The sequence below is a fragment of the Paeniglutamicibacter sp. Y32M11 genome, from assembly GCF_019285735.1.
Lineage (GTDB): Bacteria > Actinomycetota > Actinomycetes > Actinomycetales > Micrococcaceae > Paeniglutamicibacter.
The window spans coordinates 696,020-708,082 of sequence record NZ_CP079107.1 but is presented as its reverse complement, the minus strand read 5'-3'; the positions used below and the strand labels follow the sequence as shown (position 1 = coordinate 708,082).

9 protein-coding genes are annotated in these 12,063 nt (G+C 61.5%); 6 read left to right on the top strand and 3 right to left on the bottom strand.

The window, feature by feature from the left end; genetic code table 11:
• Positions 1–1,311: a polysaccharide deacetylase family protein gene (locus tag KUF55_RS03160; RefSeq protein WP_218817967.1), complete on the bottom strand. Its 1,311-nt coding sequence runs from the start codon at positions 1,309–1,311 to the stop codon at positions 1–3.
• Positions 1,312–1,466: 155 nt separating this feature from the next.
• Here KUF55_RS03160 and KUF55_RS03155 point away from each other — a divergent pair, with 155 nt between their 5' ends.
• From KUF55_RS03155 to KUF55_RS03135, 5 genes are read left to right on the top strand one after another with little or no spacing between them, the layout of a single operon-like run.
• Entirely contained in the window at positions 1,467–2,924 is a 1,458-nt protein-coding gene (locus KUF55_RS03155; RefSeq protein ID WP_218817966.1) for a DUF3375 domain-containing protein, read from the top strand.
• On the top strand, positions 2,921–3,580 hold the full coding sequence (locus KUF55_RS03150) for a DUF4194 domain-containing protein (protein WP_132362229.1): 660 nt from the start codon (positions 2,921–2,923) through the stop codon (positions 3,578–3,580). Before KUF55_RS03155 ends, KUF55_RS03150 begins: the two co-directional genes overlap by 4 nt.
• Positions 3,577–6,900 carry an ATP-binding protein gene (locus tag KUF55_RS03145; RefSeq protein WP_132362231.1) on the top strand — a complete coding sequence of 1,108 codons (3,324 nt, stop codon included), beginning with the start codon at positions 3,577–3,579 and terminating at the stop codon, positions 6,898–6,900. Before KUF55_RS03150 ends, KUF55_RS03145 begins: the two co-directional genes overlap by 4 nt.
• Positions 6,901–6,943: 43 nt before the next feature.
• On the top strand, positions 6,944–7,435 hold the full coding sequence (locus KUF55_RS03140) for an RNA polymerase sigma factor (protein ID WP_132362233.1): 492 nt from the start codon (positions 6,944–6,946) through the stop codon (positions 7,433–7,435).
• Complete coding sequence (locus tag KUF55_RS03135; protein ID WP_218817965.1) at positions 7,432–7,995, top strand: methylated-DNA--[protein]-cysteine S-methyltransferase; 564 nt, start codon at positions 7,432–7,434, stop codon at positions 7,993–7,995. The genes KUF55_RS03140 and KUF55_RS03135 overlap by 4 nt, the downstream gene beginning before the upstream one ends.
• A 20-nt stretch (positions 7,996–8,015) precedes the next feature.
• Here KUF55_RS03135 and KUF55_RS03130 read toward each other — a convergent pair whose 3' ends face one another.
• Positions 8,016–10,604, bottom strand: coding sequence for an ABC transporter permease (locus tag KUF55_RS03130; RefSeq protein WP_218817964.1), 2,589 nt, complete (start codon positions 10,602–10,604; stop codon positions 8,016–8,018).
• A gap of 2 nt (positions 10,605–10,606) precedes the next feature.
• A complete protein-coding gene (locus KUF55_RS03125; protein ID WP_218817963.1) occupies positions 10,607–11,359 on the bottom strand; it encodes an ABC transporter ATP-binding protein in 753 nt (250 codons plus the stop codon).
• A 106-nt stretch (positions 11,360–11,465) separates the two neighbouring features.
• Here KUF55_RS03125 and KUF55_RS03120 point away from each other — a divergent pair, with 106 nt between their 5' ends.
• The gene (locus KUF55_RS03120; protein ID WP_218817962.1) at positions 11,466–12,044 is read left to right on the top strand and encodes a VanZ family protein; all 579 of its coding nucleotides are present in this window, start codon (positions 11,466–11,468) and stop codon (positions 12,042–12,044) included.
• Positions 12,045–12,063 lie beyond the last annotated feature (19 nt).

Genomic DNA, 12,063 nt, shown 5'->3' with positions numbered 1-12,063 from the left:
CTATTTTGCGGTGGGCCGCTGGGGATCTGCAACCTTCTTCACATCGAAGAAGTACTTCAGCACCGGGCGGTCCCCGCGCTTTTCCTTCTCAAACTGCAATCCGTCGATGTTAATGCGTGCCTGGCGTAGGTAACCGGCACCCTGCTGCATCCAATACGGAGTGGTCCCATCCACACCGTAGAAGAAGGAGAACCCATCGTTCTTAAGCATCGTGTACTTTTCCCCCGAATATTTGGGGACTCCCGAGATGTCTGCTCCGAAGGGGTAAATGAAATGCTCGGTGTCCCCCAGGATGGGGCGCACCTCCGCATCCCACAACTCCATGTCGTTCTTGATGCGCTTAACGGAGCTGGTGGTCATGTTGATGTGTCCCCACGCGTGGGAGGCAAACACCCATCCGTCCTTTTTCAGGGCAGTGGCCACTTCGGTGGCTGCGGCGATGTCCTTATCCAAGGTCTTGGAATCCGCGTATTCACTTTTTGAGGTGCGGTAACCCAATACCCCGTTGTAGCCAGTCAGTGCCAGTAGTCCCTTAGCCCCGCGGTACGAGAAGTCCGGGTGCTGCGCAACAAACTCGTCGATGACCGGAGGCATGTCGTAGGCGCCGATGTGCTTTTTGCCCTCGGCATCCCGATATTCGTTTTTGACCTTGCCGTCGGCATCAATCATCAGCTTCGTGGCGAAGCCATCGCCATCCATATATTCGTAGTAGCTCACGTCATCTTCGGAGAGCACCAACGGCGTCTTTCCCTTGGGCAGATGAATGTCCCGATACTTCATCTTCCCCGAGGCATCCAGACCCGCGATATCGTCCGGGTTCACCAGGACAAAGCCGCGCTTGTGCAGTTCGGTGATCATCTTCTTGAACTCGGTCAGGGTGACCATGTAGTCCGCATAACCCTGCTCGCGATCATCCCCATCAAAGGCCCGCTTGGGATCAACGATCAGTGAGTGGACAAAAAGATGGGGGATCTTAGAATTGTCCGTCCACACCACCGTCTTGGATCGAGCTGCCGCGATCTTCGCTTTGGCAGCTGTCGCGGCCTCGGAGTCGAGCCCCGACAGCGTCTTGGTGGCAGCGGCATAGTCGTAGCCAGCGGTGAGCCGCGCGGCTTCCTTGATTCGATCTTCTTCGGTGGGCCCCTCGGCCGTTGCAGACGGCAGCTCCATGGACTGTGGGGCAGAGCCGATGGAGGTCGGGTCGTATTGAGTCGGGGGAATATAGGGAGGAGTCTGGCATCCGGACAGGCCCAGCGCCATGACCGCCAGCAGGGCAGTCGTTACCGTCAACCGTTTCACCGGATTCTTCATTCTCACTCCCAACGCATACCGGTCTCGCGGAAAATCGCCGCCCGCTTATGGGTCACCGGTGTGCTTCAACCGACCCTACTCGTTTGCTGGCAGACCTTAAATGGGCGCGCCGATGGACTAGGATTGTTTGGTCAATCCCCAGCAAAAGGACCGTGATGCGACCTACCCACCAGGCGAGCCCGCTGTGGAGTCAGACGCAACAATTCAGGTCATCAGCCGCCTGGAAATTGCTCTCCACCGCTCCGTGGGCCGTGGCCTTTCTGCGCGCCGAATTTACCAGTGCCAAACCCCGGGTCGGTTTGGAAGTTTTCCATGCCTCCCTCGAATCCTTCCTCAAGGTCGTGCGTTCGGAGGATCCGAGCTTCAACGACTCAACAACCGCCGCTCAATATGCCGATGCCTGGGTGCGCAACCAGTTCTTGGCTAGGCCGCTGCTCGACGGGCACTTCGCCTATGAGCCCACCGCACAGACAGCCCGCGTGCTGAAATTCCTGTCAGATTTCTCCGGGGACCGAACCAACCTGAACTCCTCGCGACTGAACACGTTGCTGGTATCCCTCGAATCATTGGCTCACGAAACTGACCCGGATCCAGCGGCACGCATTCGCGCCCTCGAGGCGGAAATTGCTCAACGACAAGACAAGATCAATGCGCTGCGTGACGGAACCTCCCCCGCGGTGTTGCCGCGTGAGGGAGCGTTGGCCGCGACTCGCTCGGTACTGGACATGGCCTCGGGGCTGCCGGCGGACTTTAAGCGCATGCGTGATGGGGTCCAAGAGATGCTCCATGCCCTGCGCGGAGAAATCATGGAGTCCTCCTCCGTCAAGGGAGTTGCCATTGGTGCGGTGCTCGAGGGCGACAAACAGTTGCGCAGCACCCCACAGGGCGAGACCTTCCGCGGCTTCACCGAATTCCTCAATTCTCCTCAGGCTCAGGCTCGCTTCCGCGAAGCGGTGAATGAGGTCCTCGAGCGCGACTTTGTTGATGCGCTAGATAACCAGGAACGCCACACGCTGGCCAACCTGTTGCGCGAACTGCGCCGACAGGCCTCGGAGGTACACCAGTCATACGGCAGGCTTTCTGAATCGCTCCACGCCTACGTGCAGTCGGCAGAATTTAAAGAAGCTGCCATTCTGCGTGAGGCGGTTCGCAACGCGGAAATTGCCGTTGCTTCTTCCCGTTCCCTGAATTCTCGGACGCCGATCGCTCCCATCAGGCTCTTTGCCCCCCGTTTCACCTCGGTGGCGACGTTGGGCATCTACGACCCGGACGAGCATGTGGCACCGCCGAAACTGGCCGCTCCCCCGGCACTGTCGATTGCCGATATTCGGCGCACCCCCTCGACTCCCGCTCCCGATGTCCCAGCGCTCAAGAACGCCATCACGGTGTCTCGCGCCGCGGGCGGCGGTAGCGTGGGACTGAGTAAAATCTACGACTCCCTCGATGCCTCACTGAAACACCTGAACACCATCAGGTACCTCATCGAGGCCGCCCGCAACGGCGGGGAGACCATCGATGTGTCATCACTTGAGGAAATCAGCTTCACCCAGGTCGACGGCGCCACCCGAATTGCATTGGTACCGGCCATGAGCTTCACGAAGGATCCAGTATGAGCACCCCACTTCCCTCCGGCGCGATCGACGAACGTCGCCTCTTTGACGGCGATACCGGTTCCTTCGAATTGGGCCTGCGGCAACTGCTGGTACGCCTGTTGCGCGGCCCCTACCTTGATGGCGTCGCCGAGCCGCGGCTCTGGCAGCTGGTCCTGGACCGGCGAACGGAGATCTCCGCCTACGTTGCCGAGATCTTTCTGGTGCTCGAGGTTGATGCCAATCGCAAGATCGCGTTGCTGAGCCCCGTTGATCTTGAGGCCGCGCACACCACCGCCATCGCCCCGCGCAGGGCACTCAAGCGCGAAGAAACGCTACTGGCCTTGCGTCTGCGACTGCTACTCGAACGCCACGCGGGTTCTGGCACCGACGCGGTGGTGACCCGGGATGCCGCGCGAGAAATTCTGCTAGAACACCGCTCCCCCGGCGACACCGATGACAAGAAACTCGAAGAGAACACCGACGCCGCCCTGACGAGGCTGCTGAACCTCAAGCTCATCCTGCCCACCGAACTGGCCGACGAATACAAGGTCTCCGGTGCGCTGGCATTGGCCTTGCCGTTCAGCACGATCGAGGAAATCCCCGAGTACATCAAGGCCATTGAGCGTGTAGGCACAGATGACACCGAAGAATTTGAGCTGGAGACTGAAGAGCTATGAGCATTGAAATGACCCTCCCGCTCTCCGACGCGATCAACCCCGGTCAGCACCGACTCACCCAGATCCAGGTGATCAACTGGGGAACCTTCCACGGCCGGCACACCCTGTATGTAGACCGTTCGGGCACCCTGCTCACCGGTCACCCCGGCGTCGGAAAATCCACCCTCTTTGACGGCATCGGGCACATCTTCCACGCCGCACCCCGACTCAACGAGTCGGCACACGAGGCCTCCACCCGCAAGGACCGGCGCACCACCTACTCCTACATGCGCGGGCGCCGCTTCAAGACCGAGGCCGGGACGCTCTACCAGCGCCCCGGAGCCACTTGGAGCGCACTGGCGCTGGTCTACGAAGACGGACTGGGCTCGAATGTCTGCATCGGCGCGATCTTCGATCTACCCGCCAACGGTTTGGAAGGTCAGGTCGGCAAGCACTACGTCATGGGCGACCGGGTGCTGGACACCGCTGCCCTGGAGGACCATGGGGCACGCCGCTTCACGCCCTCCTCGCTGCAAAAGTCGCTGCCCGGCTTCGAATCATTCGACGTGCACCGCGCCTTTGCCGAAAAGTTCCGTCGCCGGTTGGGCATCGATAATGACAAGGCGTTCTCCCTGCTGCGGACGCTGCAGAACGGCAAGGGTCTGGACAAGGGTGTTAACCAGTTCTTCCGCTACGAGGTGCTCGCCGTCCCGGCGACGGTCAAGGCCGCGGCCGGTGCCATTGAGGACTTCTCGCATCTGCGCGGCATCCACCGCCAACTAGAGGAAGCCCGCGCGCAACGTGATGCGCTGGCCTCCGTGCCAGAGCAGAAGCTGCGCCATGATGAGCTTCATACCGAGCTGGCCACCCTTAATACGTTGGTGGGCACGCAGCTGCCGGCCTTTGGTGCCCAACTTGTTGCCCGTGCATTGCAGGGCGAAACCACCAGCCTGACCGCCGCCGTGGAGGCCAACTCCGCATTGATTGAGGAAAGTGCTGCCCGCAAGGACACCCTGGAAACTCGGGTGGCGTCACTCAGCGAACAGCACGAAGCCGGTGGTGGTGCCGGACTGGCAGTGCTGGAGCGTGAGGCCAAGGCCGCCCGCGCCACCCTGGCCGACCGCGAGGCCGTGTTGCAGACCTTGCGGTCGAACTTCGAGGCAGTGGGGTTGAACTTCACCTTTACCGCCTCCGGCCTTCAGGCCATGCGCCGGCAGGCCGCGGTGAGCGCCGAGAACCTCACCTCCATCGCCAAGGACGCACGGACCATGGAGTACGAGGCCATGGCCTCGGTCATGAGCATGAAGGACCGCGCCAAGAAACTGCGGCTGCAGATCGATTCCTACGCCAAGCGCGGCTCCAATATTGATGACCGTTCGATCGCTGCCCGCCGGGCCATCGCGGCCTCCACCAACCTGTCCATCGACGATCTGCCCTTTGCCGGCGAATTGATTGACCTTTCCCCTGCTCACGGGCAGTGGCGGGCCTCGGCCGAGAAGGCGCTGCGTTCCCTGGCCACCACGCTGCTGGTGAAGGGTGAGAACATCAAGGCGGTCACGCACGCCATTGATTCGCTCTCGGGACTGGGCCGGATTCGCTGGATGGACATTTCCAAGTCCCCGCGCGAGGTGACCGCCGGCCCCGGAGACCTGGTGGGCAAGCTGGACTTCAAGCATTCGGCCGCCGGCACCTGGCTGCATGCCAAGATCGCCGCCGATTACCCATTGGCCTGCGTCGAATCGGACGCCGGGTTGCACATCCACGACAAGGCCATCTCCCTGGCCGGAACCATCAAGACCGGCTCGGGGACCTTTGAGCGCGACACTCGAGGTGTGGCCGCCTCCGATTATTTGCTGGGCTTCACCAACGCGGAGAAGATCTCCGAACTCGAGACCAAGCTCGCTGCCCTGGAAGCCGAAACGGCGCGGGCAGCGGCAGTTGCCGATGACCGTTCGGCGGCCAAGGACCAACTCACGGCCAAGCTCTCCCTATTGGGCACACTGGCCAGCGATGATCGCTCCTTTGCCTCGTTAGATGCCTCCGGCGCGCTGATTATTCTGCAAGACCTTGAGGCGCGCATGGCCGAGGCACTGGCACAGTCCGGAGACCTTTCCCATGTGCGTCGCGCGCTGGATAAGGCTCGCGCCGAGCTCGAGGAATGTGTGGGCACCCTGGCGGTGGCACGCTCCGAGGCAGCGACGCTGGCCACCAAGCTGGAGCGGGCCAAGAGCTCACTGCGTGCGGCGCGTGTCCAAGAGAGCAGCACCGAAGAGTGGGCCGTGGAGAAGCTGGCTGCCAGCGAGCAGCTGGCTCCCTTGCTGGATCGCCTCGAGGAGAACTCCCCGGTGGCCACCGCCGAGTTGGAGGCGGCACTAAACGCGCTGGCGCTGTCCCTGACCGAATCCGGGGCGGAACTCAAGCGTGAGGCCTACACGCTGGAAGCCGCACTGAAAGACACCTTCAAGTCCTTCGCCCGCGAGTTCGGCAATTCCGCCGCCGTCTCCTACGGAACCTCCGTGGAAGCCGCCGAGCACTACGTGGCCCTCCACCAGGGAATCATCGAGCAGGGTTTGCCGCAGCACGAGGAGGAGTTCCGTGAATACTTCTCCAACCGTTCCTACGAGCGTTTCTCCGACCTTTTGCAGCTATTGGAGGAGGAACGACGCTCGATTGCCGAGCGCATCTCGCCGCTGAACCAGATCCTTGCCGACGTGCCATTCGAGCACGGCTCCAAGCTGGCGTTGGAGGTTTCCACCACCATTCCCGATGAGGCCCGTGCCTTCCGCCAGGCGCTGAAGGAGGCGTTGGCCGGTGCCTATTCCTCGCGCGGAGCGGGAACCCTGAGTGAAAGTTATAAGGCTCTCGAGGCTCTGGTGGATGCGCTGGATGATTCTTCGAAGGCCGCCTGGCGTGACACCGTGCTGGATGTGCGTCAGCACGTGAGCATCAGCTGCAATGAGCACAAGCCCAACGGTGAAATTGAAACGGGTCTGGAACCCGGAACGCTCTCCGGTGGTGAGGGACAGCGTTTCACCTCCTTCATCATGGGTGCGGCACTGGCCTACCAGCTGGGCTTTGCCACCGCGGGCTTCACCGCCTATGGCACCGTGATGATCGATGAGGCATTCATCCAGGCGAACTCCGAATACGCTGCCGCGGGTATCAACGCGTTGCAGGAATTTGGTTTCCAGCTGCTGTTGGCCGCCCCGGAAGACAAGATTGATCTCTCCCGGCATCTGGGTTCGGTCTGCGACATCATTAAGCACCCGGAGTCCAACGTCTCCGGATTTGTGGCCTCGGGCCGTTCCCCCGCGGTGGCGACCAGCATTATTTTGCGCTGAGACCTCACATAATGACCCTCCGGCGCGTTTACAGGGTGTGAAGATGACAACTAACCCAGCCTTTGAGGTCGTGGTGCGCGAGCATGGTGGCGCGGTGCTGCGCATGTGCACCGCGCTGCTGGGGCCCGGGCCGGACGCGCAGGATGCCTGGAGCGAAACGTTCCTCGCTGCCCTGCGGGCCTATCCGCGGTTGGAGGTGGGCGCCAATCTGCAGGCCTGGTTGGTGACCATTGCGCGGCACAAATCCATTGACGTTTTGCGGGCCAAGCATCCGGTGCCGATGGAGCAGCTCCCGGAAGTGCCGTTCGCCCTGCCCGAAGGCCTTGATAGCGCCGGGCTCCTTGACCTCTTTGATGCGCTGAACGGGCTTACCGAGTTACAGCGCAAGGTCATTGGCTACCATTACCTGCTCGGCTTTGCCTATGCGGAGATTCCTCAGTTTTTAGCCGGCAGCGCCGCCTCGCTGCGTCGGGCTGCCGCCGATGGGATCAAGGCACTGCGTCTGGCACATAGTGAGGTGGAGGAAGAATCATGAGTGAACTTGAAACCCTGAAGAAGAAGCTGGCCGAGCAAGCGGCCGCGGCCGGACTGCTGGATGTTTCCTACCGGCTGCTTGATACGCCCGTGGGCTCGTTGCTGCTGGCGGCGACGGATGCTGGTGTGGTGCGCGTGGCGTTCGCGCGGGAGGACTTTGATACCGTTCTGGGATCCCTGGCCGAGAAGATTGGGGTGCGGATCCTGCATCGCCCCGCCCCGCTTGATGCCGCGGCCCGACAGCTTGAAGAGTACTTCGCACACCAACGGGCGAGCTTTGAGCTGACTCTGGATCACCGGCTAAGTAGCGGGTACCGTCTGGAGGTCCAGCTGGCGCTGCCCTCCATCGGCTATGGGCAGACCATGAGCTATCGGCAAATGGCCGAGCTGACCGGTCGGCCCGCCGCGGTACGCGCCGTCGGCACCGCCTGCGCTACCAATCCGCTGCCGATCGTGGTGCCGTGCCATCGGGTGTTGCGCAGCGACGGGACGTTGGGTGGGTATCTGGGTGGCGAGGAAACCAAGAAGGCCCTGCTCGAATTCGAGCAGGACCTCACTTAGCTACTGTGAACTGGCGAGTGTTATTCGCTCGCCAGTCCCTGGACCGGGGCCAACTTCGCTGCCCGGCGTGCCGGGACGATGGAGGCCGCCAATGCAGCGATCACCGACACGGCGATGACAGCGATTAGCTGAAGCCAGGGGATGGAGATGCTCATGGCCCCAAAGGCGCCCATGACCGACTGGGCACCGAGCAAGCCATAAACCGAGCCGAGCAGCACGCCCAGCAGCGCGGCGACTCCACCAATCAATACCGCCTCGGTGGCCAGCATTCGCTTCAGTTGCTTGCGGGTTAAGCCCAGGGCTCGCAGCAGTGAATTTTCCCGGGTGCGCTCAAGCACCGAGAGGCTCAGCGTGTTGGCCACACCGATCAATGCGATGAGCACCGCGACGGCCAACAGTCCGGAGACGATCATCAACAGCATGTCGATGACGGTGTTGAACATCTGCTTCATCATGACGCCACCGCCCATGGCCGCTTCTTCCACGCCCAACGCACTGGCCATGTCGGTGGAGAGCGTACGCAGTGCCGCGGCGTCCAACGAATCATCGGTCTTGACCCACAGAACCGAGAGTGAATCCCGGTCTTTGGCTGCCGAGGCTTCGGTGACACCCAGCATGGTTTCGGCGGTCTGCCACGTGATCACGGGAATCATCGATTCGTTTTCACTCACCAGCAGCTTGAGCTCGCCGGATTTGTCGCCAAATCCGGTGGCCTTCAGGGTCGTTCCTTCATAGTAGGAGCTGACCAGAACCTCGCCGTTCCCGGGCACCTGCTTATTGCTATTCAGGACCGCCTTCAGATCTGCCGGATCGGCGGCCAAAATGTCTTGGCCCTCCTCGGTGGTGCCCACGCTGGTGAGTTTCGTCAGCGCCTGCACTCCGGCCAATTCCTTGGCCTTGGTGATGGCTTCGGGGCTGAACGTGGTGCCCTGGTAGTCGTTAACTTCAATGTCCACCAAGAATTCACTGCCCAGCGCATCACCGAGTGAGGACTTGGCCGTCTGTGCACCGACCATCATCATCGAGACGAGCGTGACGCCAATGAGCAGGGCGGTGGCCGTTGCGGTGGTGCGCCCGGGGTTACGCACAGCATTCAGGCTGGCCAGCTTGCCCGGTACGGTTCCACCGGAGGTCAACGCGCCAATGGCCGAAACGGTTTTGGGGAGGAACAGGGAGCCGAGCATCAGCACGCCGGGGAAGGAGAGCATTCCGCCGCCGAAGGCGATCAGAATATCTCCCTTGATGGCGCCGTAGGCCAGTGCCGCTGCACCTGCGATGACCAGCAGCAGTCCCACGATGATGCGGAGTTTGCCGGCCTTGTTGCCGACGGCCGCGTCCTCTGCCGGACGAAGTGCCGCCAACGGGGAGACCGACATGGCCTTGCGGGCCGGCACCCAGGCCGCGACCAACGTGATGATGGTGCCAGCAAGAATCGGCAGGCCAATAGCCATCGGGCTCACGGCCAGGGTTACGAAGGACATCTCCGCCACGGTGTTGGCCAGAATCGCGATCAGTGTCGCCATGATGCCCACGGCCAGCAGCACGCCACCGGCCGAGGCCAGCACCCCAATCACGAGGGCTTCAACCAGTACGGAGGAGCGGATCTGTGACCGGACGGCACCCAGGGTGCGCATCAGGGCCAGTTCACGAGTGCGCTGGGCGATGAGTACGGCGAAGGTGTTCATGACCACCAACCCGGTGACGACCAGCGCGATGAGGGCGAAGACCAAGAGCACGATGGTGAGCTGGTCGCTGCCGCCGGAGAAGCTGGCTACGTCCTTGACGATTTGCTCATCCGGGGTCAGCACCTGAGCGTATTCCACCCCGGTGCTCTTAAGTGCTGCGGTGATTGAGTTCTTGGTCGCAGCAATATCCGCCGAGTCACTGAGCTTCACCACGATCTGGCTGTAGTCCAGTGGATCATCGCCATCGAGTGCATCAAGCAGCGCATCGGTGACGGTCAGGTTCATGACCGAACCCGACATCGGGTCATTGGAGCTTGCCGTTGTCCCGGTGACCTTGACCTGACGGTTGATCTGCTTGTCCGTGGACGTTACGGCTCCCAGGTCCAAGACATCGCCGATGGAGATGTTGTATTCCTTGGCGTAGGTTGAATCCACGGTCGCTTCGTCGCTCCCGGTTGGCAACGAACCTGTTTCCAGTACCGTGTTGCTCAGCTTGGGGTCCTTGGCCGCGGTGTTGAGAGATGCGTAGTAGTCCTTGCTTCCCGCACGCACGCTCACGCCGAAGTTGCTCGCCGCGTGGGTGGCTTCAACGCCAGCAACATCGTTGATGGCGCTTCGGGCCTTTGCTCCGAGCGAGTAGCTGCTGGACTTTGGTTCGCCCGCGCCTTCGGAGTCGCCCTCAGCGCTGGTCTCACTGTAGGGATGCTCTGCCTCGTAGGCGTCGTAAGCAGCCGAATAGTCGCCGGTGACCACGAGGTCGGCGTTGGCATAGGCAGAGCCGAGACTGTTTTTCAGTGTTTCGGTGGCCGAGGCATTAACCATCAGCGTGGCGGCGAGGAACGCCGTCCCGATCATGACCGCGAGCGTCACGGCAATGAATCGCCGCGAATAGGTCTTGAGGTTGGCAAAAGCTAATTGCAGCAAGGTTATGCACCCAACCCGGAAAGAGCAGCGGTCACCGAATCGACCGTGGGGTCTTCAAGCTGACCGACCAGCTGACCGTCCTTCATCAGCAGCACCGTGTCCGCGTAGGAGGCAGCCACCGCGTCGTGGGTGACCATGATGATGGTCTGGCCCATTTCTCGGGTGGAGGAACGCAGCAGTGAGAGGACCTCGGCACCGGTGCGTGAATCCAGGTTACCGGTGGGCTCATCACCGAAGACGACCTCGGGGCGAGTGAGCAGGGCACGGGCGACGGCCACACGCTGCTGCTGGCCACCGGAGAGTTCATGCGGCTTGTGGGCCAATCGGTCGCCCAGACCCAGGGTTGTGACGATTCTCTGCAGCCACGCCTTGTCGTGCTTCTTCCCGGCGAGAGCCAGGGGAAGCAGGATGTTGGCTTCGGCGGTGAGGGTGGGGACCAGGTTAAAGGACTGGAAGACGAAGCCGATCTTTTCGCGGCGCATCTTGGTCAGCGCATCATCATTCAGCTTTGAGATATCTGTCCCGCCAATGTAGATCTCTCCACCGTTGGCGTCGTCAAGGCCCGCGAGGCAGTGCATCAGGGTAGATTTACCCGAGCCGGAAGGGCCCATGATGGCGGTGAACTTGCCGCGAGCAAAGGACACGTCGACCCCGCGCAGGGCTTCCACGCGGGTGGTTCCTTCGCCGTAGATCTTGGTGAGGTTGGTGGCGTAAACAGCGATATCGGTGCTGGTATGTGGTGCAGTAATGGTCATGGTTCAACGTTATGTTGCCACTGTATGGTTTCGGATCATCCCAGCGGACCCTTTTATCCACCACATAGCTCATACCCGGGTATGAGACAGTGACCTCACAGGGTGCATGGATACGCTGGGAAACATCATGCTCTACTTCACCGTACCCACCGTCGCTCTGCTGATCACCATTGGGCTTGCACTGAGCGTCACCGCGCTGGCGCTACTTCTAGTGCTCGCAGCCAATAACCAACGCAAGGCCATCCGCGCCATCCTCTGCGTGGGGATCCCCCTGTGGGCGATTGGACTGGCGGTGGCGGTACTTCCCGGAGCACCGTCGCCTGACCCCAGCATCCCCTCGGGTACCTTCAATTGGATTCCCTTCCTGGCACAACGCGAACGCGATTTGAGCGTGGAGCTGCTGGCGAACCTCGGCCTGTTTGCCCCGTTGGCCTTGATGCTCGCCTTTGTCTGGCGCCGCTATGCGGTCTTCAAATCCACTCTGCTGGTCATGGGTATCTCCATGAGCGTCGAATTGACCCAATTGCTGCTGCGCAATAACCGGGCATCGGATGTCACGGATATCCTCACCAATACCACCGGTGCCTTTGTGGCGGCGCTGGTTGGTTGGGCGCTTCTGAGAGTTGTCAAACGCCCAGGGGCGCCCCGAGAGCTCACCCAGCAGGTCCCGATGCTCACGAGCTAAGTGCGGGCAAGGACACCGT